23 protein-coding genes are annotated in these 22,076 nt (G+C 72.0%); 18 read left to right on the top strand and 5 right to left on the bottom strand.

What is annotated here, in order from left to right; translation table 11 throughout:
* A complete protein-coding gene (locus ACLQ3B_RS29915; RefSeq protein WP_425784040.1) occupies nt 1-846 on the bottom strand; it encodes an amino acid ABC transporter permease in 846 nt (281 codons plus the stop codon).
* Nucleotides 843-1,706, bottom strand: a complete 864-nt coding sequence (locus tag ACLQ3B_RS29910) for an ABC transporter substrate-binding protein (RefSeq protein WP_425784039.1) — start codon at nt 1,704-1,706, stop codon at nt 843-845. Before ACLQ3B_RS29910 ends, ACLQ3B_RS29915 begins: the two co-directional genes overlap by 4 nt.
* A 133-nt stretch (nt 1,707-1,839) precedes the next feature.
* On the opposite strand from ACLQ3B_RS29910, the gene ACLQ3B_RS29905 reads away from it, so the two are divergent.
* The 9 genes from ACLQ3B_RS29905 to pheT all read left to right on the top strand — a co-directional run bounded on the left by ACLQ3B_RS29905 (nt 1,840) and on the right by pheT (nt 10,439).
* Entirely contained in the window at nt 1,840-2,103 is a 264-nt protein-coding gene (locus tag ACLQ3B_RS29905) for a phosphoribosyl-ATP diphosphatase (protein WP_030335709.1), read from the top strand.
* Between the two features lie 49 nt (nt 2,104-2,152).
* Nucleotides 2,153-2,998 carry an ATP phosphoribosyltransferase gene (gene hisG, locus ACLQ3B_RS29900; protein ID WP_030488425.1) on the top strand — a complete coding sequence of 282 codons (846 nt, stop codon included), beginning with the start codon at nt 2,153-2,155 and terminating at the stop codon, nt 2,996-2,998.
* Nucleotides 2,999-3,232: 234 nt separating this feature from the next.
* A complete protein-coding gene (locus tag ACLQ3B_RS29895; RefSeq protein ID WP_425784038.1) occupies nt 3,233-3,706 on the top strand; it encodes a PH domain-containing protein in 474 nt (157 codons plus the stop codon).
* Nucleotides 3,707-4,393: 687 nt separating this feature from the next.
* Nucleotides 4,394-5,044, top strand: a complete 651-nt coding sequence (gene infC / locus ACLQ3B_RS29890) for a translation initiation factor IF-3 (protein WP_124818759.1) — start codon at nt 4,394-4,396, stop codon at nt 5,042-5,044.
* 20 nt (nt 5,045-5,064) lie between these two features.
* Entirely contained in the window at nt 5,065-5,259 is a 195-nt protein-coding gene (gene rpmI, locus ACLQ3B_RS29885; RefSeq protein WP_007458415.1) for a 50S ribosomal protein L35, read from the top strand.
* 32 nt (nt 5,260-5,291) lie between these two features.
* Nucleotides 5,292-5,684 carry a 50S ribosomal protein L20 gene (rplT, locus tag ACLQ3B_RS29880; RefSeq protein ID WP_030488429.1) on the top strand — a complete coding sequence of 131 codons (393 nt, stop codon included), beginning with the start codon at nt 5,292-5,294 and terminating at the stop codon, nt 5,682-5,684.
* 83 nt (nt 5,685-5,767) lie between these two features.
* Nucleotides 5,768-6,565 carry a TrmH family RNA methyltransferase gene (locus tag ACLQ3B_RS29875; RefSeq protein ID WP_425784037.1) on the top strand — a complete coding sequence of 266 codons (798 nt, stop codon included), beginning with the start codon at nt 5,768-5,770 and terminating at the stop codon, nt 6,563-6,565.
* 219 nt (nt 6,566-6,784) lie between these two features.
* On the top strand, nt 6,785-7,852 hold the full coding sequence (gene pheS / locus ACLQ3B_RS29870) for a phenylalanine--tRNA ligase subunit alpha (protein ID WP_030335722.1): 1,068 nt from the start codon (nt 6,785-6,787) through the stop codon (nt 7,850-7,852).
* A gap of 40 nt (nt 7,853-7,892) precedes the next feature.
* On the top strand, nt 7,893-10,439 hold the full coding sequence (gene pheT / locus ACLQ3B_RS29865; protein WP_425784036.1) for a phenylalanine--tRNA ligase subunit beta: 2,547 nt from the start codon (nt 7,893-7,895) through the stop codon (nt 10,437-10,439).
* A gap of 172 nt (nt 10,440-10,611) precedes the next feature.
* Here pheT and ACLQ3B_RS29860 read toward each other — a convergent pair whose 3' ends face one another.
* Nucleotides 10,612-11,205, bottom strand: a complete 594-nt coding sequence (locus ACLQ3B_RS29860) for a TetR/AcrR family transcriptional regulator (protein ID WP_425784035.1) — start codon at nt 11,203-11,205, stop codon at nt 10,612-10,614.
* A 63-nt stretch (nt 11,206-11,268) separates the two neighbouring features.
* Between ACLQ3B_RS29860 and ACLQ3B_RS29855 the strand changes: the two genes are divergently transcribed.
* From ACLQ3B_RS29855 to argH, 9 genes are all read left to right on the top strand, one after another.
* Nucleotides 11,269-11,967 (top strand): alpha/beta hydrolase, encoded by a 699-nt coding sequence (locus tag ACLQ3B_RS29855; protein WP_425784034.1) that lies wholly within the window; start codon nt 11,269-11,271, stop codon nt 11,965-11,967.
* A gap of 433 nt (nt 11,968-12,400) precedes the next feature.
* Nucleotides 12,401-13,402, top strand: coding sequence for an N-acetyl-gamma-glutamyl-phosphate reductase (gene argC / locus ACLQ3B_RS29850; RefSeq protein ID WP_425784033.1), 1,002 nt, complete (start codon nt 12,401-12,403; stop codon nt 13,400-13,402).
* A gap of 55 nt (nt 13,403-13,457) precedes the next feature.
* Nucleotides 13,458-14,630, top strand: coding sequence for a bifunctional glutamate N-acetyltransferase/amino-acid acetyltransferase ArgJ (gene argJ / locus ACLQ3B_RS29845; protein WP_425784032.1), 1,173 nt, complete (start codon nt 13,458-13,460; stop codon nt 14,628-14,630).
* Complete coding sequence (argB, locus tag ACLQ3B_RS29840; protein WP_425784031.1) at nt 14,627-15,532, top strand: acetylglutamate kinase; 906 nt, start codon at nt 14,627-14,629, stop codon at nt 15,530-15,532. Before argJ ends, argB begins: the two co-directional genes overlap by 4 nt.
* Complete coding sequence (locus ACLQ3B_RS29835) at nt 15,529-16,800, top strand: acetylornithine transaminase (RefSeq protein ID WP_425784030.1); 1,272 nt, start codon at nt 15,529-15,531, stop codon at nt 16,798-16,800. The genes argB and ACLQ3B_RS29835 overlap by 4 nt, the downstream gene beginning before the upstream one ends.
* Nucleotides 16,797-17,765 (top strand): ornithine carbamoyltransferase, encoded by a 969-nt coding sequence (gene argF, locus ACLQ3B_RS29830; RefSeq protein WP_425784029.1) that lies wholly within the window; start codon nt 16,797-16,799, stop codon nt 17,763-17,765. Before ACLQ3B_RS29835 ends, argF begins: the two co-directional genes overlap by 4 nt.
* Nucleotides 17,762-18,277, top strand: coding sequence for an arginine repressor (locus ACLQ3B_RS29825; protein ID WP_425784028.1), 516 nt, complete (start codon nt 17,762-17,764; stop codon nt 18,275-18,277). Before argF ends, ACLQ3B_RS29825 begins: the two co-directional genes overlap by 4 nt.
* Nucleotides 18,274-19,485: an argininosuccinate synthase gene (locus ACLQ3B_RS29820; RefSeq protein WP_425784027.1), complete on the top strand. Its 1,212-nt coding sequence runs from the start codon at nt 18,274-18,276 to the stop codon at nt 19,483-19,485. The genes ACLQ3B_RS29825 and ACLQ3B_RS29820 overlap by 4 nt, the downstream gene beginning before the upstream one ends.
* 76 nt (nt 19,486-19,561) lie before the next feature.
* Nucleotides 19,562-21,025 (top strand): argininosuccinate lyase, encoded by a 1,464-nt coding sequence (gene argH / locus ACLQ3B_RS29815; RefSeq protein ID WP_425784026.1) that lies wholly within the window; start codon nt 19,562-19,564, stop codon nt 21,023-21,025.
* A 44-nt stretch (nt 21,026-21,069) separates the two neighbouring features.
* On the opposite strand, the gene ACLQ3B_RS29810 is transcribed toward argH, so the two are convergent.
* Both ACLQ3B_RS29810 and ACLQ3B_RS29805 read right to left on the bottom strand, forming a co-directional pair.
* Nucleotides 21,070-21,423, bottom strand: a complete 354-nt coding sequence (locus tag ACLQ3B_RS29810) for an MmcQ/YjbR family DNA-binding protein (RefSeq protein WP_425784025.1) — start codon at nt 21,421-21,423, stop codon at nt 21,070-21,072.
* Nucleotides 21,424-21,500: 77 nt separating this feature from the next.
* Entirely contained in the window at nt 21,501-21,941 is a 441-nt protein-coding gene (locus ACLQ3B_RS29805; protein WP_425784024.1) for a DNA-binding protein, read from the bottom strand.
* Nucleotides 21,942-22,076 lie beyond the last annotated feature (135 nt).

Below are 22,076 nucleotides of genomic sequence, written 5' to 3'. Positions count from 1 at the left end.
TCAGCCCCCCGACTGTCGGCGGGCCGCGCGCAGCGTCACCCAGTCCGTGACCGCGATCAACGGGATCGCGAGCAGCACGAAGAGCACCCCCGCCACCACGTACGGCGTGTAGTTGAACGTCTGGGCGGTGGCGATCTGGGCGGCGCGGACCGCGTCGATCGGCCCGGCGAGCGACACCAGGCCCACGTCCTTCTGCAACGCCACCACGTCGTTGAGTAGCGGTGGCGCCACCCGACGGACGGCCTGCGGCAGGACCACGTGCCGCATCGTCTGCCGGTAGGTCAGGCCCAACGAGCGGGCGGCGGCGAGCTGACTGGAGTGCACCGACTCGATGCCGGCCCGGAACACCTCGGCGAGATAGCCGCCGTAGGTGAGGACCAACGCGATCCCGCCCAGCACCAGCACCGGCGGCATGCCCTGCAACCGCAGCCCCGGCACGCCGAGGGTGAGCAGGTAGAGCACGATGATCAGCGGTAGGCCGCGGAACGTGTAGGTGTAGCCGGCGGCCAGCGCCCGGACCGGGAAGAAGACCGGCCCGCGCAGCGTCCGCAGCACGGCGATCACCAACCCGAGCAGCAGCGCGCCGGCCGCACAGCACACCAGCAGCCGTACGTTGAGCCAGAGCCCGCTCAGCACCGTCGGCAGCGCGTCGCGGGCGATCTGCGGATCCAGGAACGACCGCCGGACCCGGTCCCAGCCGGGCGCCCCGGTCACCGCGATCACCAGCAGCGTGCCGAGCGCCGCCGTCGAGGACGCCGCGACGAGCACGCTGTAGATGGTCTGCCGACGCCGGTACGCCGAGCGCCGCAGCTGCGCCTCGGACGGCACGTGATCCAGAAGTGTCACCGCAGCTCGGCCGCCCCCGCCACCTGGGCGAGCCACTTCTGCTCCAGCTCCTTGAGCGTGCCCGCCGCGGTGAGCTGACCAACCGCCCCGCTCACGCAGGACGTCAGCGGGGAGTTCTTGTCCAGCAGCAACCCGAACGCTTCGGGCGTGCCGACCTGCGGCACCTGCCCGACGATCGTCGCGTCGGTGATCTCCGCGCCGGTGATGTAGAAGGCGGTCGGCAGGTCCACCACGAGACCGTCCAACTGCCCGTTCTGCAGGGCCTTCTTGGCATCGTCGTTGCTGTTGTAGACCTGCGGCTTGGCGGCCGGCCTGATCACGTCGGTGATCGCCTGGTAGCTGGTGGTGCCGACCTGCGCGCCGAGCCGGGCGTCGCGCAGCTCGGCCAACGACTTCCGGCCGGCGATCTTCGAGGACTTCAACGCGATGACGGTCTGCCGCACCAGGTAGTACGGCGCGGAGAAGTCGACAGCCTGCTTGCGCTCCTCGGTGATGGAGAACTGGTTGATGTCGAAGTCGAAGTCCTTCGGCCCCGGCGCGATAGCGGTGTCGAACTTGACCCGGGTCCAGGTGACGTCGGCGCGGGCGTAACCGAGCTTCTCGGCCACCGCGTACGCCACGGCGGATTCGAAGCCCTCGCCGCTGTCCGGCTTGTCCTTGGCGAACCACGGCTCGTACGCGGGCTGGTCGGTGGCGATGGTCAACTTGCCCGGGGTACGCGTGGGCAGGCTGTCCCTGGCGCACGACGACGCCGCGGTGACGGTGGGGGTGGGTTTCTCGTCCTGCGGCGCGCATCCGGCGGTGGCTACGACGACGGCGCCGGTGAGGGTGAGCGCGAGGAGACGTGAGCTGCTGGCCATGGCGGACAGCGTAGAGCTCCATGGGCATCGATCGACAATTGTCCCACCATGTTGGTAGGGAATTGTCCGCTTGCTGGATTCCGGCGGACCCGGACGCGGGGCGCCGCCCGGGCGGCTGGAAGAATCGTTCCCCGTGAAGACGTTCGAGGAGTTGTTCGCCGAGCTGCAGGCCAAGGCCGCCGCCGGCACCCCGGGCTCGGGCACCGTCGCCGCGCTGGACAAGGGCGTGCACTTCATCGGCAAGAAGGTCGTCGAGGAGGCGGCCGAGTCGTGGATGGCCGCCGAGCACGAGGGGCCGGAGCGCACCGCCGAGGAGATCTCCCAACTGCTCTACCAGGTCCAGGTGCTGATGCTCGCCAGTGGCCTCGAGCTCAAGGACGTCTACCGACATCTGTGAGTGCCCCCCACCCCGTTGATCGCCATCCGGATCGAAGGAGCACTCCGTCATGCTGCGTGTCGCCATTCCCAACAAGGGCACCCTGGCCGAACCGGCCGCCCAGATGCTGCGTGAGGCGGGCTACCGCCAGCGCACCGACCCCAAGGACCTCGTCTGCCGGGACGAGGCCAACGACGTCGAATTCTTCTACCTACGTCCGAAGGACATCGCCACCTACGTCGGCTCCGGTGACCTCGACCTGGGCATCACCGGCCGGGACCTGCTGATCGACTCGGCCGCGCCGGCCGAGGAGGTCGTCGACCTCGCCTTCGGCCGAGCCACCTTCCGCTTCGCCGCCCGCCCCGACGACATCGCCTCCGTCCAGGAGCTCGGCGGTCACCGGATCGCCACCGCGTACCCGGGGCTGGTCGAGCGGCACCTCGGCGAGGTGGGGGTCAAGGCCGACGTGATCCGCCTCGACGGCGCCGTGGAGAACGCCGTACGCCTCGGTGTCGCCGACGTCATCGCGGACGTGGTGGAGACCGGCGCGACCCTGCGCCAGGCGGGCCTGGTGGTCTTCGGCGAGCCGCTGCTGCGCTCGTCGGCCGTGCTGGTCCGGCGCGCCGGCGCGCCCGCACAACCCCAGGCCGAGCAGTTGCTGCGCCGCCTGCACGGCGTGCTGGTGGCCCGCCGCTACGTGATGCTCGCCTACGACGTGCCGGCCGGTCTGCTGGACCGGGCCAGCGGGCTCACCCCGGGCATCGAGTCGCCCACCGTGTCGCCGTTGCACCGCGAGGGCTGGGTGGCGGTGCAGGCGATGGTGCTCCGTGACGACGTGCACCGCATCATGGACGAGCTGTACGAGCTGGGCGCCCGCGCCATCCTCGTCACCAACATCCACGCCTGCCGCCTCTGACCGCCCCCGCCCCCGCCCCCGGACCGGGGTGCCCGCGCGCCAGGGACACCCCCGGTCCAGTGATGCCTCGTCGATCATGGAGTTGTGGTGGGCGACAAAGCGCCCGTAAAGCCCCAAACCGGGCACCACAACTCCATGATCGACGAGCCCGACCTGGCCCTGCTCCGCGTGCTCCGGGTGGTGGCTCGGCGGGTGGTGCGTTTGATGGGGGAATGTGGGTGGCAGACTGGTGGGGTGAGTGAAACCGAGCTGGTCCGCCTGAAGCCCCGCCGCATTCGCGTGGTCTGCTGGTCGGCGGCGGTTGCCCTGGTGGTGGTGTTCGGCCTGGTCGCCACGTCGCTGAGCGGCCCGACCGGCGATGGTTACGGCAGCTTCCAGCGCGGCGACCAGATCGCCATGATCGGCCTGGGCATCTTCGGGGCGCTGGGCTTCCTGCTGTTCACCCGTCCCCGGGTGGAGGCGGACGCGCGGGGCATCCGGGTGCGGAACGTCATCAGCTCCTACGAGCTGCCCTGGGAGGTCGTCCGGGGCGTGCGCTTCGACCGGGGCGCGCCGTGGGCCAGCCTGGAGCTGCACGACGACGACCTGCTGCCGATGGTCGCGTTGCAGGCCGCCGACAAGGAGTTGGCCGTCGACGGGGTCCGCGCGCTGCGCCGGCTGCGCGAGGCCCACCAGGCCCGCCTCGCCGAACGCGCCGTCGGCCGCTGACCCGGCGACACCGCCCACCCCAGGACCACGCGCCGCCGCCCGCCGCCGCCTGGCGGCGACCTGCCCACCCCAGGACCACGCGCCGCCGCCCGCCGCCGCCTGGCGGCGACCTGCCCACCCCAGGACCACGCGCCACCGCCCGCCACCGCCCGGTGGCGACCTGCCCACCGCCGACCCCGCGTCGCCGCCAGCCCGGCCGCGCACCCTCGCCAAGGTCTGGACAACTTCCCCGAAACTGCCGCCTCCCGGCATCCTGAGGCGGCAGTTTCGGGGAAAGTGCGCGGATCTCGCGGCGGGGCGCGGCGGGGCGCGCGGATCTCGCGGCGGGGCGCGGCGGGGCGCGCCGCGCCGGTGTGAGCGCAGGCCGTGCCCGGTTTGGGGGTGGCCGGGGCGCCGGTGTAGTGTTATCGAGTCGACCAGGCTGTCTCCGCGTGCGAGCAGGCAGCCTTTGAAAGCGGAGCGCCTGCTCCCACCCGAGTCGCCGCTACGGTGGCCGGGTCCGGTCACCGGTTCCGGGCATGTCCCGGTGCCGGATGCGCGATCCTTGTGATCGTGCTGACCGGTCGAGCGGGCCCTGGCATGCGCCGGGGCCTTCTGCTTTTTCGGGTCGGTTCCCTCCTGGGAGCCGCAGGGGTCGGCGACAGAGCAGAAACGACTCGAGGAGGCCCCATCAGCGTCGAACCACGCGTGAACGAGCAGATCCGGGCACGTGAGGTCCGACTGGTCGGCCCAGAGGGTGAGCAGGTGGGCATCGTCCCGCTGGAGCGCGCTCTTCAGCTGGCCGCGGACGTCGATCTGGACCTGGTCGAGGTTGCGCCGATGGCGCGCCCGCCGGTGTGCAAGCTCATGGACTTCGGCAAGTTCAAGTACGAGAGCGCACTCAAGGCGCGCGAAGCGCGGCGTAATCAGCAGCAGACCGTCATCAAGGAAATGAAGCTTCGGCCGAAGATCGACCCGCACGACTACGAGACCAAGAAGGGTCACGTGGTGCGGTTCCTCAAGGCGGGCGACAAGGTCAAGGTGACGATCATGTTCCGCGGTCGCGAGCAGAGCCGCCCGGAGCTGGGTTACCGGCTCCTGCGCCGGCTCGAGTCCGAGATCACGGAACTGGGATACGTCGAGGCCGCTCCAAAGCAGGACGGCCGAAACATGATCATGGTTCTCGCCCCGCATCGGGCCGTCAAGGCCTCCGCGGTCGCCGCTACGGCGTCTCGCGGCGGACCTCGGGACCGGGCAGGGGACGAGTCCGCCGCTCCGGAAGCCGATGAGACCGCGGCGGTCAGCGAGACCGCAGCAGCCGGTGACACCGGCCTCGCCGCCGACACCAGCGGCGAGTAACAGGGGAGAAGACGTTCCACATGCCGAAGATGAAGAGCCACACGGGTATGGGTAAGCGGGTCAAGGTGACCGGCAAGGGCAAGATCGTTGCCCAGCAGGCCGGCCTCCGCCACAACCTGGAGAAGAAGCCCTCCACCCAGACCCGCCGGCTGACCGGCACGGTCGTGCTGGCCAAGGCCGACGTCAAGCGCATCAAGAAGCTGCTCGGCCGCTGACGCGCGCCACCTTTACGTAATTAGGAGTTGAGATGGCACGCGTCAAGCGGGCTGTAAACGCCCAGAAGAAGCGTCGTACCCTGCTGGAGTCCGCGAGTGGTTACCGCGGTCAGCGCTCCCGCCTGTACCGCAAGGCCAAGGAGCAGGTGCTGCACTCGATGCAGTACGCCTACCGGGACCGTCGCGACCGCAAGGGCGACTTCCGGCAGCTGTGGATTCAGCGGATCAACGCGGGCGCCCGGGCCAACGGGATGACCTACAACCGTCTGATCCAGGGCCTGCGTCTGGCCGGCATCGAGGTCGACCGCAAGATCCTGGCCGACATGGCTGTCAACGACGCCGCCTCTTTCGCGGCGATCGTCGAGCTGGCCCGGGCCGCGGTCACGGCCGAGGGCACCGGCGGCGCGGCGGCTCAGGCCGCCTGATCCCCACGCACCAGAGCGAGGCGTCTCCCGCGTCGGCATCGCCGTCCGGGGGGCGCCTCAATCGTGCCGGAGGAGCGCACATCATGGCTTTCACCCCGCGTACCCCCAGGGTTGTCGCCGCCCGCCGTCTGCAACGCCGCCGGGACCGCGACGCCACCGGCCGTTTCCTGGCCGAGGGCCCGCAGGCGGTCCGCGAGGCCCTCGCGCGACCGGGGGTGGTCACCGAACTGTTCGGTACGACCACCGCGCTCGACAGGTACCCGGAGTTGGCCGCCACGGCGGCCCGCGCCGACGTGCCGGTCTCCGAGGTGACCGACGACGCCGTCGCGGCGCTGACCGAGACGGTCGCCCCGCAGGGGCTGGTGGCCGTCTGCCGGCACGTGGACGTCTCGCTGGAGCAGGCCCTCGCGGGCGCGCCCCGGCTGGTGGCGGTGCTCGCCGAGATCCGCGACCCGGGCAACGCCGGCACGGTGTTGCGCACCGCCGACGCGGCCGGCGCGGGCGCGGTGGTCTTCGCCGGAGACGCCGTCGACCCGTACAACGGCAAGTGTGTGCGGGCCTCGGCCGGCAGCCTCTTCCACGTCGACGTGGTGCGCGCTCCCGACCCGGTCGCGGTGGTCGACACGCTGCGCGCCGCCGGGCTGTCGATCTTCGCCACCACCGGGTACGGCGACAACGACCTGGACGACCTGACCGACTACGGTCGGCTCGTCGGGCCCACCGCGTGGTTGTTCGGCTCGGAGGCGCACGGGCTGCCCGAGGAGTTGACCGCCGCCGCCGACACCACGGTGCGGGTGCCGCTGTACGGGCGCGCGGAGAGCCTCAACCTGGCTGCCGCCGCGGCGGTCTGCCTGTACGCTTCAGCGAGAGCGCAGCGCTGAGGGTGATCGCCTCCGGCGCGACTGACAGCAGGGGAGAGCGTCCGTCCATGAACGCGACACGGCGTTCGTTTAGCCAGCCCGCCGGTGTCGGCGGGCGGCGGGCCTGACCTGCTCCCTGCGCAACTCCTACCGGCGGGCTGCGGCACAGCCGCGCGTCCGTAGACTCGCCTAGCCGCCCCGGTGAGGGCTGGCGCCGCCGTGAGGGAGTGCCCGTACGCCATGAGCTACCGCAACGATCCGTACGACCCGAAGCAGGTCGCCCTGCTCGACCCCGCCGCCCTGGCCGAGGCCGTCGCGGACGCCACGAAGGCGTTCGAGGCCGCCGCCGACCCGGACGCGCTGACCGCGCTGCGCTCGGTGCACCTGGGTGACCGGTCACCGGTCTCGCTGGCCCGCCGGGAGATCGGCGCGCTGCCGCCGGCCGCGAAGTCCGACGCCGGCAAGCGGGTCAACGAGGCCCGACGGGCCATCGAGTCCGCGTACGCCGAGCGCGCCGAGGTGGTGGAGCGCGAGCAGGCCGAGCGGGTGCTGGTCGAGGAGCGGGTGGACGTCACCCTGCCCTACGACAGGCGTCCGCGTGGCGCCCGGCACCCGTTGAGCACCCTGATGGAGTCGATCAGCGACCTCTTCGTCGGGATGGGCTACGAGGTTGCCGAGGGGCCCGAGGTCGACCTGGAGTGGGTCAACTTCGACGCGTTGAACATCCCCGCCGACCACCCGGCGCGGGGGTTGATGGACACGTTCCACATCGCACCGGAGGGCTCCGGCCTGGTGTTGCGAACGCACACGTCCACGGTGCAGACCCGGACGATGCTCAGCCGCAAGCCGCCGATCTACGTGATCGTGCCCGGTCGCGTCTACCGCACCGACGAGATCGACGCCACCCACAGCCCGGTGTTCCACCAGGCCGAGGGTCTGGTGGTCGACAAGGGCATCACGATGGCGCACCTGCGGGGCACGCTCGACCACTTCGCCCGGGCGATGTTCGGCCCGGAGGCGAAGACCCGGTGGCGGCCGCACTACTTCCCGTTCACGGAGCCGTCGGCGGAGTTCGACGTGTGGTTCCCGGAGCACCGTGACGGCCCGCAGTGGGTCGAGTGGGGTGGCTGCGGCATGGTCAACCCGCGGGTGCTGCGCGCCTGCGGCGTCGACCCGGAGGTCTACTCCGGCTTCGCCTTCGGCATGGGCATCGACCGGACCCTGATGGTCCGGCACGGGGTCAGCGACATCCGCCATCTCTTCGAGGGCGACGTGCGGTTCAGCCGCGCGCTCGGGACCGGGGCGTAGGCGATGCGGGTACGAGACACGGGAACGGTGGTCTGAAGTCATGCGAGTTTCTGTCAGTTGGCTGCGGGAGTACGTCGACCTTCCCGCCGACCTGCCCACCGGTGACCTGGAGCAGGCCCTGGTCGACCTCGGCATCGAGGTCGAGTCCGCTGTGGACCTGGCCGAGACCGTCACCGGCCAGTTGGTCGTCGGTGAGGTCCGCGAGATCGAGGAGCTGACCGGCTTCAAGAAGCCGATCCGGTTCTGCCGGGTCGACGTGGGCGCCGCCAACGGCACCGGTGAGCCGCAGGAGATCGTCTGCGGTGCCCGTAACTTCGCCGAGGGTGACCGGGTGGTGGTGATCCTGCCCGGCGGCGTGCTGCCCGGCGGTTTCGCGATCGGCGCCCGCAAGACGTACGGGCACAACTCGGCGGGCATGATCTGCTCGGTCAAGGAGCTGGGCCTGGGCGACGACCACTCCGGGATCATCGTGCTGGGTCCGGACGTGACGGCGAAGCCGGGTGACGACGCGCGCCCGGTGGTCGGCCTCGACGACGTCGTGCTCGATCTGGAGATCACCCCGGACCGGGGGTACGCGCTGAGCCTGCGCGGCCTGGCCCGGGAGCTGTCGCACGCGTTCGACGTGCCGCTGCGCGACCCGGCCCTGGCGCCGGCTCCGGGCGGCACCGAGACGCCGGCGTACCCGGTGGAGGTCCGCGACACTGTCGGCTGCGACAGGTTCACGGCCCGCCTGGTCCGCGGGGTCGACCCGACCGCGCCCACGCCGTCCTGGATGCAGCAGCGGCTCGTCACCGCCGGCATCCGCAGCATCTCGCTGCCCGTCGACATCACCAACTACGTGATGGTGGAGCTGGGTCAGCCGATGCACGCCTTCGACGCCGACCGGATCGTCGGGCCGCTGGTGGTCCGTCGCGCCGAGGCGGGGGAGAAGCTGACCACCCTCGACGGCGTCAACCGGGTGCTCACCGCCGACGACATGGTGATCTGCGACGACACTGGGCCGATCTCCCTCGCCGCGGTGATGGGCGGCGAGACCAGTGAGGTCGTTGCCGGCACCACGAACGTGCTCTTCGAGGCGGCGCACTGGGACCCGGCGATGGTCGGGCGCACGGCCCGCCGGCACAAGCTGTTCAGCGAGGCCGCGAAGCGCTGGGAGCGGGGCGTCGACCCGGCCGTGGCGCTTGTCGCGCTGGAGCGTGCCGTGCGGCTGCTCACCGAGCACGGCGGGGGCACGCCGAGCGCGGAGATCCTGGACATCGACCACGTGCGGCCGCGTACCCCGATCAGCCTTCCGGCGGATCTGCCGACCCGGCGGGTCGGCGTCGAGTACCCGCCGGCGCGGGTGGTCGCCCTGCTGGAGCGGGTCGGCTGCACGGTGGCGCAGGGCACGGACCGGTTGTCCGAGGACCCGGGCGCGGTCGGCGTGGCCAGCGGCGTCGGGGCGGTGCTGAGCGTCACCCCGCCGACCTGGCGGCCCGACCTGACCGACCCGGCCGACCTGGTCGAGGAGGTGGTCCGCCTCGACGGGTACGACAAGGTGCCGTCGGTGCTGCCGACCGCGCCTCCGGGGCGCGGTCTGACCCCGCGGCAGCGTCGCCGCCGGGCCGTCGCCGGGTCGCTGGCCGAGCGGGGGTACGTGGAGGTGCTCGCGCACCCGTTCGTGTCGCCGGAGCTGGCCGACCAGCTCGGCCTGCCGGCCGCTGACCCGCGTCGGCCCGCGGTGCGGCTGGCCAACCCGCTGTCCGAGGAGGAGCCGCTGCTGCGCACCACGCTGCTCGGCCCGCTGCTCGGCATCCTCAAGCGCAACCTCGGCCGGGGTCACCGCGACCTCGCCCTCTACGAGATCGGTGCGGTCTTCCACCCGCGCGTCGGCGCCGGCAGCCCGCCGGCGATGGGCGTGGACCGACGCCCCACCGACGCCGAGTTCGCGGCCGCCGACGCGGTGGTGCCGGCGCAGCCGGTGCACGTCGCGGTGGTGCTCTCCGGCGACCTGGACCCGGCCGGTTGGTGGGGTGCCGGTCGCCCGGCCGGCTGGGCGGACGCGATCGAGGCGGCCCGTGACGTGCTGGCCGCCGCCGGGATCCCCGACGAGCGGGTCGAGGTGCGTGCCGCCGAGTACGCCCCGTGGCACCCGGGCCGCTGCGCCGAGCTGCGGGTCGACGACTCGGTCGTCGGACACGCCGGCGAACTGCACCCGGTGGTGGTAGCGGCGTTGGAGCTGCCCCGCCGTACCAGCGCGATGGAGCTGAACCTCGACGCGCTGCCGCCCACCCCGGTGACGCCCGCGCCGGCGGTCTCCGGCTTCCCGCCGGCGCTGATCGACGTGGCCCTGGTGGTGGACGACTCGGTGCCGGCGGAGCAGGTGCGCCGGGCGTTGGAGGCGGGCGCCGGTGAGCTGCTGGAGGACGTGCGGCTGTTCGACGTGTACTCCGGCGCGCAGCTCGGCGAGGGTCGCCGGTCGCTGGCGTACAAGCTCACCTTCCGGGCACCGGACCGGACGCTCACCGTCGAGGAGGCGGTCGCGGCACGGGACGCGGCGGTCGCCGTCGCGGCGGAGCGCCTCGGCGCCACCCTGCGCGGCGCCTGACAGGGGTCGGCCCGCCCCCGCCCCGCGATCTCTTGGTCCGCGGGTTCGAGTCCCTGGCGGCGCACCAACGATCAAGGCTCTGACCTGGTTTTCTCACTGGGTCAGGGCCTCTTTCGCGTACGGCGGCGCTGGGTGGTCCCTCTGCGCCCTTGCTCCGTCGAGGCCGGCGGCTTCACGATCTGCCTGAGCCGTCCGTGCCGACCTTGCCAGCGGTCGTCATGAGGACGAGCGCGTCCAGGAAATCGTCGAAGGCCCGGTCGGCTCGCGGCGTGTCGCCGGTGGCCTCGACGTCCATGATGAGGCCGCGGATGACGGCCAGCACGAGAGTGGCGAGCTCGGGGCGGCCGACGGTACGCATGCCGTCCTCGAGGGGCTGCAGCCAGTCGGTGGTGGCCTCGCGCCGGAAGTTCGGCCACAACTGCTGCTCTGCGTCCTGACGGAGCTTGCCGAACATGCTGAGGTAGGGGCGGCCCTCGGGGCCGGTCATGGCCTGCCACGTGCGCCGCAGCGTGCTCAGGTAAGGCTCGCCCGGCGTGGGGGACAACAGGTCGCCGTAGAACTCGCGCTGACGCTGCCGTGCCCGGCGCAGGGTCTCGCGCAGCAGCGCGTCGCGCGTCCCGAAGTGGTAGATCAGCATGCGGGTCGAGTAGCCCGATGCCTTCACCAACGGTTCGAGACGGTCGGGCAGGCCGTGGGCGAGCGCGTGATCGACGCAGGCGTCGAGGATGCGGTCGCGGATCTCGGGCTGCTTGTGACGTCCCACCATCACACTTTTTCACGTAACTGGCGGTACGTCTAACGTTGATCCCAGCCGGAGAAGGAGGCAGAGATGCGAGTGGTATTCGTGCACGGTGCGTGTGTTCGGGACGGCGCCTGGTGGTGGCACCCGACCGCCGAAGCACTGCGCGAGCGGGGCATCAGCAGCGTCTCCCCGGCGTTGCCGAGCTGCGGTGAGGGCGATCGGCCCGCCGGTTCGAACGGTCCCGGCCTGCCGGAGGACGTCGCGGCGGTGCGGACCGTGCTGGCTGCGGGCGATCAGCCGACGGTGGTCGTGGGACACAGCTATGGCGGAATCGTTGCGGCCGAGGCCGCAGTGGGCGTCGCATCGGTGCGGCACATGGTTTTCGTGTCGAGCTATCTGCCCGAGCCGGGCGAGTCGCTGTCGACCTTCGGCGCTGCGGAACCGCCGCCGTTCCTTGACTTCGACCCCGAGGGCGGCACGTTCGGCGCGGTGCCGCAGTTGTTCGCCGAGACCTTCATGCAGGACTGCCCGCCGGACATCATCCGCGAAGGTGCGGCTCGCCTGATCCGGCAGACGATGGCCGTCACCCAGCAGCCGGTGCAGCAGGTGGCATGGCACGACCTGCCGACAACGTACGTGGTGTGCGCCGACGATCGCGGCACTCCCGCGTCGTCCCAACGTGAGTTCTCCCGCCGCGCCGACAAGGTCGTTGAACTGTCGACGGGCCACCACCCGTTCCTGTCAGAGCCGCAGGCCGTCGCCCACATTCTGTTCGGGCTGTCGTGACCACGGCGTCGGAACCTCACCGTCCGCGACAACTGAAGCCAAGGAGGCGTCGTGCGACTGCGAGAGTTCCCCGTGCCAGAAGGCCAGCATGCCGACACTTCTTGCATCGGACGCAATTCCCCGGACTCAACGATCCTCGTCTGCGTTCGAGGTAACTCCGGCTCGGGTGAGAGCAGCATCGCCCATGACAACGATGTGCGCCCGATCGTCACGTAGAACCCGCGAGGAGCCCCCGCCGCCGGTGCGAGCGGGGATTCCGGCACGATCGTGCGGCCCACCGCCTCGGCTGCCTCGTCGACCTCGCCGACCACGTCTGCGCCCACCCGACCCGATCCAGGGGGCAGGGGTACATCACCATGCAGTCGGCCGTATTAAGTTGCAGTGGGCCCTGGGCCGCTGCTAGCCTTCGCTGCATAGTCATGCGGAGGTGAGTATGGGGATCCGAGTCGCGGTCGCCGGAGCGAGCGGGTATGCCGGGGGCGAACTGCTGCGCCTGATCGCCGGGCACCCGGAGTTCGACCTGGTCGCCGCCACCGCGCACAGCCAGGCCGGACACCGCGTCGACGTGGTGCACCCACAGCTCACCGGGCTCGACCTGGTGCTCGGCAAGACCGATCCAACCACTCTGGCCGACGCCGACCTGGTCTTCCTGGCCCTGCCGCACGGCGAGTCGGCGGCCCTCGCGGCACAGCTCCCGGCCGAGGTGCGGGTCGTCGACCTGGGCGCCGACCACCGGCTGGCCGACCCGTACGCCTGGGCGCAGTACTACGGCGGCACGCACGCCGGGCAGTGGACCTACGGTCTGCCCGAGCTGCCCGGCCAGCGGGAGCTGATCGCCGACTCCACCCGGGTGGCGAACACCGGCTGCTACGCCGCCGCGATCACCCTGGCGCTCGCGCCGCTGATCGCCGACGGCGCGGCCAGCCCCGCCGACGTGGTGGTGGTCGCCGCCTCCGGCACCTCCGGGGCCGGCCGGGCGGCCAAGCCGCACCTGTTGGCCAGCGAGGTGATGGGCGACCTGTCGCCGTACCGGGTGGGAACCCACCAGCACGTCCCGGAGATCAAGCAGGCCACCGGCGCGACAGGCCTGTCGTTCACACCGGTCCTGGCGCCGATGCCGCGCGGCATCCTGGCCACGGTCACGGCGGTGCCGGCGCGCGGCGTCGACCCGCAGGACGTGCTGGCGCGGGCGTACGCGGACGCGCCGTTCGTGCACGTGCTGCCGGAGGGCCGCTGGCCGCACACCGCCGCCACCCTGGGCTCCAACTCGTGTCACCTACAGGCCACCGTCGACGTCGACTCGGGTCGTCTGATCGTGCTCAGCGCGTTGGACAACCTGGGCAAGGGCGCCGCCGGTCAGGCCGTCCAGAACGCCAACCTGATGCTCGGCCTGCCGGAGACGACGGGCCTGTCGATCTGGGGAACCGCGCCGTGAGCGCGAGGAGTGCAGCGCAGCGGAGCCCCGCAGTCGCGAACGAAAGGCAGGCGCCGTGAGTGTCACCACCCCTCGGGGGTTCCGGGCGGCCGGTGTGGCCGCCGGCCTCAAGGCCAGCGGTGGCGCGGATGTCGCCCTGGTGGTCAACGACGGTCCGGACACCGGCGTGGCCGGTGTCTTCACCACCAACCGGGTCAAGGCCGCGCCGGTGCTCTGGAGCCAGCGGGTCGTGCAGGGCGGTGTGGTCCGCGCCGTGGTGCTCAACTCCGGTGGCGCCAACGCCTGCACCGGCCCGGCCGGCTTCCAGGACACGCACGCCACCGCCGAGCACACCGCCGCCGTGTTGACCTCGGTCAGCCCACGGTTGATCCTCGGTGCCGGTGAGGTCGCGGTCTGCTCGACCGGCCTGATCGGTGAGCGGCTGCCGATGCCGAAGCTGCTGCCGGGCGTCCGCTCGGCGATCCGGGGCCTGTCCCGCGACGGTGGCCCGGCCGCCGCCGAGGCGATCATGACCACGGACACCCGGCCGAAGACCACTGTGGCCCGGGGGAGCGGCTGGACTGTCGGCGGCATGGCCAAGGGCTCCGGGATGCTCGCGCCGGGGATGGCCACCATGCTGTGCGTGCTGACCACCGACGCGGTGGCCGGGCCGGCGACGCTGGACGAGGCGTTGCGCGCGGCGACCCGGATCACCTTCGACCGGGTCGACTCCGACGGTTGCATGTCCACGAACGACACCGTGCTGCTGCTGGCCAGCGGCGCGAGCGGCATCGAGCCGACGCCGGCCGAGTTGGCTGCCGCCGTCACCGCGGCCTGTCACGACCTGGCCCAGCAGTTGGTGGCCGACGCCGAGGGCGCGACGAAGCAGGTCGCCATCGACGTGGTCGGCGCGGCGGACGAGGACGAGGCGGTCGAGGTGGGCCGTACGGTGGCCCGCAACAACCTGGTCAAGACGGCGCTGTTCGGCAACGACCCGAACTGGGGCCGGATCCTCGCCGCCGTCGGGACGACCGCCGCAGCGTTCGAGCCGGACGAGGTGGACGTGGCGGTCAACGGGGTGTGGGTGTGCCGGGGCGGCGCCGCCGCCGAGGACCGCTCGAAGGTCGACCTGACCGGGCGGGACGTGACCATCCGGATCGACCTGCACGCGGGCACGTCGGCCGCCACGATCTGGACCAACGATCTGTCCCACGCGTACGTCCACGAGAACTCGGCGTATTCCACATGACACTCAGCAGCGACCTGGCTCGCGCCCAGGTCAAGGCGGAGACGCTGATCGAGGCGCTGCCCTGGTTGGCGCGCTTCTCCGGCTCGACGATCGTGGTCAAGTACGGCGGCAACGCGATGACCGACCCGGAGTTGCAGCGGGCGTTCGCGGCCGACATGGTCTTTCTGCGCTTTGTGGGCCTGAAGCCCGTGGTGGTGCACGGTGGTGGTCCGCAGATCTCCGCGATGCTGGGTCGCCTCGGCATCGCCAGCGAGTTCCGGGGTGGTCTGCGGGTGACCACCGCCGAGGCGATGGACGTGGTCCGGATGGTGCTTGTCGGTCAGGTGGGCCGGGAGTTGGTGGGTTTGATCAACTCGCACGGTCCGTACGCCGTCGGCCTCTCCGGGGAGGACGCCCGGCTGTTCACCGCGGTGCGCCGTCCGGCGTACGTGGACGGGGTGCCGGTCGACGTGGGCCAGGTCGGGGACGTCGAGTCGGTCGACGTGTCCGCGGTGACCGACCTGATCGAGGCCGGTCGGATTCCGGTGATCTCCACGGTGGCGCCGGACGTGGAGGGCGTGTTGCACAACCTCAACGCGGACACCGCCGCCGCGGCGTTGGCCATCGCCCTGCGGGCTCGAAAGCTCGTGGTGCTGACCGACGTGGCCGGTCTGTACGCCGACTGGCCGGACACCACAAGCCTGGTGTCCGAGATCGCGGCGGACGACCTGGCCAAGCTGTTGCCCAGCCTCGAGTCGGGGATGGTGCCGAAGATGGAGGCCTGCCTGCGGGCGGTGCGTGGGGGAGTGCCCGCCGCGCACGTCGTCGACGGTCGGGTGGCGCACTCCACGTTGCTCGAGGTGTTCACCTCGGAAGGGTTCGGAACGATGGTGGTGCCGGCAGACGGGACGGACGCGACATGAGCACGTTGGCGCAGCGGTGGAAGCAGTCCATGATGGACAACTACGGCACGCCGCCGTTGGCGTTGGTCTCCGGCGCCGGTGCCGTCGTGGTCGACGACGCCGGCCGGGAGTACCTCGACCTGGTGGGTGGCATCGCGGTCAACGCCCTCGGTCACGCCCATCCGGCGGTGGTGGCGGCGGTGTCGAAGCAGGTCGCGACCCTTGGGCACGTCTCCAACCTCTATGTGGCCGAGCCGCCGGTCGCCCTCGCCGAGCTGCTGTTGGCGCTCGCCGGCCGGCCCGGGCGGGTCTTCTTCGCCAACTCGGGCGCGGAGGCGAACGAGGCGGCGTTCAAGCTCTCCCGGCGCACCGGCCGCACCCACGTGGTGGCCACCCGGGGCGGCTTCCACGGCCGCACCATGGGCGCCCTCGCGTTGACCGGCCAACCGGCCAAGGCCGACCCGTTCCGGCCGCTGCCCGGCGAGGTGACCCACGTCGACTACGGCGATGTCGCCGCCCTCGACGCGGCCGTCTCCGACGCCACCGCCATGGTGATCCTGGAACCCATCCAGGGTGAGAACGGCGTCCTCGTCCCGCCGGCCGGTTATCTCGCCGCGGCTCGGCGGATCACCGCCCGGCACGGCGCGCTGCTGGTCCTCGACGAGGTGCAGACCGGTGTCGGGCGTACCGGGCACTGGTTCGCGCACCAGGCCGAGGGCGTGGAGCCGGACGTGGTCACCCTGGCGAAGGGGCTGGGTGGCGGGCTGCCCATCGGCGCGACGCTGGCCTTCGGCCCTGCCGCGGACCTGCTCACCCCTGGCTCGCACGGCACCACGTTCGGCGGTAACCCGGTCAGCTGCGCGGCGGCGCTCGCCGTGGTGGCGACCATCGCCAACGAGGGCCTGCTCGACAACGTCAAGCGGGTCGGTGAGCGGTTGCGTCGCGGCATCGAGGCGCTGGGCCACCCGCTCATCGCCGAGGTGCGCGGTGCCGGGCTGCTGCTCGGCGTGGCGCTCACCGCGCCGGTGGCGTCGGTGCTGGCCGACGCCCTGCGGGAAGCGGGCTTCCTGGTCAATCCGGTGCAGCCAGGTGCGCTCCGGCTGGCTCCGCCGCTGATCCTCACCGCCGCCCAGGCGGACGCCTTCCTCGCGGCCCTACCCGCCGCACTGGACGCGACCGCCCCGGCCGCGGCCGGAACCGCCGCAGATCTTGGAGGGAAAGCGCCCCTCCAGGGGCCGAAATCTTCCAAGATCTCGACGCCGACCACCACGACGGGGACGACTCGATGACCCGGCACTTCCTGCGCGACGACGACCTCTCGCCCGCCGAACAGTCCGCGGTCCTCGACCTGGCGGCGCGGATGAAGGCGGATCGGTTCGGCCACCGGCCGCTGGTCGGCCCCCGCTCGGTGGCGGTGCTCTTCGACAAGCAGAGCCTGCGGACCAGGATCTCGTTCGACGCCGGGATCGCCGAGTTGGGCGGGCACCCTCTCGTCGTGGACACCCAGGTCACCCACTTCGGCCGTGGCGAGTCCCTCGCGGACGCGGGTCGCGTGCTGTCCCGCTACGTCGCGGCGATCGTGCTGCGGACCCATGGTGACGAGCGGATCGCCGAGGTGGCGGCGGGCGCCAGCGTGCCGGTGATCAACGCGCTCACCGACGGTTTCCACCCGTGCCAGTTGCTGGCCGACCTGCTCACCGTCCGGGAGCGGTGCGGTGGCACGGCCGGCCGCACCCTGGCGTACGTGGGGGACGGCGCGAACAACATGGCGCAGTCGTACCTGCTGGCCGGGGCGACGGCCGGGATGCACGTGCGGATCGCCGGCCCGGCCGGGTTCGCGCCGGACGCGGCCGTGGTGGAACGGGCGGCCCGGATCGCGGCGGACACCGGCGGGTCGGTGCGGGTGTTGACCGACCCGGCCCAGGCGGTCCGCGACGCCGACGTGCTGGCCACCGACACCTGGACGTCGATGGGGCAGGAGGCCGACGGGTTGGACCGGATCACCCCGTTCCTGCCGTACCAGGTCAACAAGGAGTTGCTCGGCCAGGCCGCGCCGGACGCGATCGTGCTGCACTGCCTGCCCGCGCACCGCGGCGAGGAGATCACCGACGAGGTGCTCGACGGGCCGCAGAGCGCGGTCTTCGACCAGGCCGAGAACCGGCTGCACGCGCAGAAGGCGCTGCTGACGTTCCTCCTGGGAATCGTGACCGGCGACGCCGTGACCGGCGACGCCGTGACCGGCGGGCCGCGATGACCGCGCCGCTGACCCGCGCGGCCCGGCACGCCCGGATCGTGGAGCTGATCCGCGACCGGGCGATCCGCTCGCAGACCGAACTGGCCGACCTGCTCGCCGCCGACGGTGTGGGCGTCACCCAGGCCACCCTCTCGCGGGACCTGGAGGAGTTGGGCGCGGTCAAGGTGCGCGGCGGCGACGGCCCGGCCGTCTACCTGATCCCCGAGGACGGGCAGCGCCCGTTGCGCGACGCCGAGGCCGCCCCGGCCCGGCTGGTACGGCTGCTGCGCGAACTGCTCAACGGGGTCGACTCCAGCGGCAACATCGCCGTGCTGCGGACACCGCCGGGCGCGGCCCAGTACCTGGCCAGCGCGTTGGACCGGGCGGGCCTGCCCGAGATCGTCGGCACCATCGCGGGCGACGACACCATCCTCGTGGTGGCCCGTGAGGCCGTCGGCGGGGCCGCACTCGGAGACAAGCTCGCCGGCTGGGCCCGCCGGGAAGACACAGTTGAAGGGAACAGCACGCCATGACCGAGCGGGTCGTGCTCGCGTACTCCGGAGGGTTGGACACCTCCGTCGCCATTCCGTACCTGTCCGAGCAGACCGGCGCCGAGGTGATCGCGGTCGCGGTCGACGTCGGGCAGGGCGGCGAGGACCTCGACGCCATCCGTCAGCGTGCCCTGGACTGCGGCGCCGCCGAGTCCGAGGTGGTGGACGCGCGCGACGAGTTCGCCGCCGACTACTGCCTGCCGGCGATCCGGGCCAACGCCCTCTACATGGATCGCTACCCGCTGGTGTCGGCGCTGTCCCGGCCGCTGATCGTCAAGCACCTGGTGACCGCGGCGCGCAAGCACGGCGGCACGATCGTGTCGCACGGCTGCACCGGCAAGGGCAACGACCAGGTCCGGTTCGAGGTGGGCCTGAACGCGCTCGCCCCCGACCTGAAGATCATCGCGCCGGCCCGGGACTTCGCCTGGACCCGGGACAAGGCGATCGCCTTCGCCGAGGAGAAGGGGCTGCCGATCGACGTGTCGGCCAAGTCGCCGTACTCGATCGACCAGAACCTGTGGGGTCGCGCGGTGGAGACCGGCTTCCTGGAGGACATCTGGAACGCACCCGTGGAGGACCTCTACTCGTACACCTCCGACCCGACACAGGAGCGCGACCCCGACGAGGTCGTGATCACCTTCGACGGCGGCGTGCCGGTGGCGATCGACGGTGAGACGGTCACCCCGTACCAGGCGATCCTGGAGCTCAACCGACGCGCCGGCGCCCAGGGCGTGGGCCGGCTCGACATGGTCGAGGACCGCCTGGTCGGCATCAAGAGCCGCGAGGTGTACGAGGCGCCCGGCGCGATCGCGCTGATCACCGCCCACCAGGAGTTGGAGGCGGTGACCGTCGAGCGGGACGTGGCCCGGTTCAAGAAGGGCATCGACCAGCGCTGGGGTGAGCTGGTCTACGACGGGCTGTGGTTCTCGCCGCTGAAGGCGTCGCTGGACGCGTTCATCGACGACGCGCAGCGGCACGTGAGCGGCGAGGTGCGGATGATCCTGCACGGCGGCCGGGCCACGGTGACCGGCCGGCGCTCCGAGGCGAGCCTCTACGACTTCGGGATGGCCACCTACGACACCGGCGACACCTTCGACCAGTCCCTGGCCAAGGGCTTCGTGCAGTTGTGGGGGCTGCCGAGTCGGATGGCCGCCGCCCGGGACGCCCGGCTGGGCGGTGGCGGACAGTGACGCGTGCGAGCGCGCAGACCGAGCGAGCGCGGCGAGTAGGCCCCGCAGTCGCGAGCGAAAGGCAACCAGCGCAATGATGGGCGACGTGGACGACAAGAGCCTGACCGAGAACAGCGCCGCCACCAACCGGACGAGCCTCTGGGGTGGCCGGTTCGCGGGTGGCCCCGCCGAGGCGCTCGCCCGACTGTCGGTGAGCGTGCAGTTCGACTGGCGCCTGGCCCCGTACGACATCGCCGGTTCCCGGGCGCACGCCCGGGTCCTGGCCGGCGCCGGCCTGCTCGATCCGGAGGAGCTGGGCCGGATGCTGGCGGCGCTGGACGACCTGGAGGCCGCCTGCGCCTCCGGCTCGTTCCGCCCCACCATCGACGACGAGGACGTGCACACCGCGTTGGAGCGCGGTCTGCTGGAGCGTCTCGGCAGCCTCGGTGGCAAGCTGCGCGCCGGCCGGTCGCGCAACGACCAGGTCGCCACCGACCTGCGGCTCTACCTGCGCGACCACGCCCGGGGCGTGGCCAGCCGCCTGGTGGAGTTGGCGGAGGCGCTTGTCGAGCAGGCCGAGCGGCACATCGACACCGCCGCGCCGGGCATGACCCACCTCCAGCACGCCCAGCCGGTCACCTTCGGGCACTGGCTGCTCGCGCACGTGCAGCCGCTGCTGCGCGATCTGGAACGGCTGCGCGACTGGGACCACCGGGCGGCGATCAGCCCGCTCGGCGCGGGCGCCCTGGCCGGTTCCGGGCTCCCGCTGGACCCGGTGGCCGTGGCCAAGGAGCTGGGTTTCCGTACGTCGTTCGCCAACTCGATGGACGCCGTCGCCGACCGGGACTTCGTGGCCGAGTTCCTCTTCACCACCGCCCTGATCGGGGTGCACCTGTCCCGCCTCGGCGAGGAGGTGGTGCTCTGGACCTCGCACGAGTTCGGCTGGGTGGAGCTGGACGACTCGTTCGCCACCGGCTCGTCGATCATGCCGCAGAAGAAGAACGCGGACATCGCCGAGCTGGCCCGGGGCAAGTCCGGGCGTCTGGTCGGCGGCCTGATGACAGTGCTCACCATGCTCAAGGGCCTGCCGATGACCTACGACCGGGACATGCAGGAGGACAAGGAGCCGGCCTTCGACGCGGTCGACACCCTGGAGCTGCTGCTTCCGGCCCTGGCGGGAATGATCTCCACGATGACGGTCCGGGTGGACCGCCTCGTCGCCGCCGCCCCGGTCGGCTTCTCCCTCGCCACCGAGGTCGCCGACTGGCTGGTCCGACGCAACGTGCCGTTCCGCGACGCGCACGAGATCACCGGCCAGCTGGTGGCGCTCTGCGCGGCTCGGGAGTGCGAGCTGAGCGACGTTTCCAACGAGGACCTGGCCACGATCAGCGGGCACCTCGACCCGTCGGTGCGCGACGTGCTCTCGGTCCGTTCGGCTCTCGCGGCCCGGACCACCCCCGGCTCCACCGGCCCCGGCCCGGTCGCCGACCAGCTCGCCGCCGCGGCGGACCGGCTGGCGAGCTGGCGGGAGTGGGCCGCCGAACCTGTCGTCCCGCGCTGAGCGGTGCCGTGGCGTCGGCGCCTGCCGTCGGCGCCGCGGCCGGTTCAGGCCGTCGGGCGCTCCCGCTTGGGGAGCTTGGCCACCACCATGTCGTACGACGAGTCGACCGCCTCGGTCAGCTCCTCGTCGTCGATTCCGCCGTCCAGGCGCAGCGTGTTCCACCCGGACCGGCCGATGTAGGCCATCACCCTGGCGTCGCCGGGGTGCCGGTGCAGCCACGCGTCGGCGATCTCGCGGGTCGGCCCGCACTTGATGCCGACAGTCGGTTTGCCCCCGTCGCTGCCGAGGAACGCGAAGATCCGGCCGCCCACCTTCACCACCTCGTCGCCCTCCCACGGCCGGTCCAGCCACGCTCCCGGCTTGGCCAGGCAGTACGCCAGCATCTCCGCGCGCTCCATGGGTGCCTCCTCGTCGTGCGCACAGTGTGCCCGTCCGACCGCCGTCGCAGGCGCGGCGTGCCGATCCGGGCGTCGGCTCAGGACGTGCCGGATCCGGCGTTCTGCTCGGACGAGCGGGCGGCCACCCGTTCGTAGCGCTGTCGGGCCGCCTGTGCGCTGCCCAGCCCCAGCCCGTACGCGATCGCCTGCCAGGTCAGCCCCCGGTCGCGGGCCAGCGTCAGCAGGCCGGCCTCCAGGGCGTCCAGCTCGGCGCGGACGTGTGGCAGCAGGGTCAGCGCGGCGGTGAGGTCGGCGGCGTCGATCGGCTCCTCCGCGGGTTCGTGCTCGGCCCCGCCGGCGGCGAGCGCGGTGACCAGGGCGACGGCCTCCCACGGGTCGAGCACGTACGGGTGGGCCCACCGCCCGCGCCGCGCCTCGGAGCCGGCGTGCCGTTCGCTGATCCGCTGTAACGCCTCGTGGGTGCGGTGGGCGCGGGCCCGGCCCGGGTCCGGTGCGGCGAACAGGTCCTCGGTCGTCATGTTCCCGAGCACACCCCATGAACGCCAGATTGTCAACAGACTGTTGAAGCGTGGCGGCACGGACCTGCCGGGGCGCCCCGCCCCGGCTCCGAGGGCCACAACCAACCCGTGCGCGTCGGGTCTAGAGTTTGACAC

Source organism: Micromonospora sp. DT53 (genome assembly GCF_049841535.1).
In the GTDB taxonomy this organism is placed as follows: Bacteria; Actinomycetota; Actinomycetes; order Mycobacteriales; family Micromonosporaceae; genus Micromonospora.
This window is presented reverse-complemented; position numbering and strand designations above follow the sequence as displayed.

Bases quoted from the DNA above. Each gene is read 5' to 3' on its own strand.
- argF (WP_425784029.1), top strand. From the start codon at position 16,797: ATGACCCGGCACTTCCTGCGCGACGACGACCTCTCGCCCGCCGAACAG.
- argC (WP_425784033.1), top strand. From the start codon at position 12,401: ATGGGGATCCGAGTCGCGGTCGCCGGAGCGAGCGGGTATGCCGGGGGC.
- argH (WP_425784026.1), top strand. From the start codon at position 19,562: ATGGGCGACGTGGACGACAAGAGCCTGACCGAGAACAGCGCCGCCACC.
- ACLQ3B_RS29810 (WP_425784025.1), bottom strand. From the start codon at position 21,423: ATGGAGCGCGCGGAGATGCTGGCGTACTGCCTGGCCAAGCCGGGAGCG.
- rpmI (WP_007458415.1), top strand. From the start codon at position 5,065: ATGCCGAAGATGAAGAGCCACACGGGTATGGGTAAGCGGGTCAAGGTG.
- argB (WP_425784031.1), top strand. From the start codon at position 14,627: ATGACACTCAGCAGCGACCTGGCTCGCGCCCAGGTCAAGGCGGAGACG.
- pheT (WP_425784036.1), top strand. From the start codon at position 7,893: ATGCGAGTTTCTGTCAGTTGGCTGCGGGAGTACGTCGACCTTCCCGCC.
- ACLQ3B_RS29820 (WP_425784027.1), top strand. From the start codon at position 18,274: ATGACCGAGCGGGTCGTGCTCGCGTACTCCGGAGGGTTGGACACCTCC.
- ACLQ3B_RS29835 (WP_425784030.1), top strand. From the start codon at position 15,529: ATGAGCACGTTGGCGCAGCGGTGGAAGCAGTCCATGATGGACAACTAC.
- ACLQ3B_RS29855 (WP_425784034.1), top strand. From the start codon at position 11,269: ATGCGAGTGGTATTCGTGCACGGTGCGTGTGTTCGGGACGGCGCCTGG.
- ACLQ3B_RS29910 (WP_425784039.1), bottom strand. From the start codon at position 1,706: ATGGCCAGCAGCTCACGTCTCCTCGCGCTCACCCTCACCGGCGCCGTC.
- rplT (WP_030488429.1), top strand. From the start codon at position 5,292: ATGGCACGCGTCAAGCGGGCTGTAAACGCCCAGAAGAAGCGTCGTACC.
- ACLQ3B_RS29825 (WP_425784028.1), top strand. From the start codon at position 17,762: ATGACCGCGCCGCTGACCCGCGCGGCCCGGCACGCCCGGATCGTGGAG.
- hisG (WP_030488425.1), top strand. From the start codon at position 2,153: ATGCTGCGTGTCGCCATTCCCAACAAGGGCACCCTGGCCGAACCGGCC.
- ACLQ3B_RS29875 (WP_425784037.1), top strand. From the start codon at position 5,768: ATGGCTTTCACCCCGCGTACCCCCAGGGTTGTCGCCGCCCGCCGTCTG.
- ACLQ3B_RS29805 (WP_425784024.1), bottom strand. From the start codon at position 21,941: ATGACGACCGAGGACCTGTTCGCCGCACCGGACCCGGGCCGGGCCCGC.
- ACLQ3B_RS29860 (WP_425784035.1), bottom strand. From the start codon at position 11,205: ATGGTGGGACGTCACAAGCAGCCCGAGATCCGCGACCGCATCCTCGAC.
- pheS (WP_030335722.1), top strand. From the start codon at position 6,785: ATGAGCTACCGCAACGATCCGTACGACCCGAAGCAGGTCGCCCTGCTC.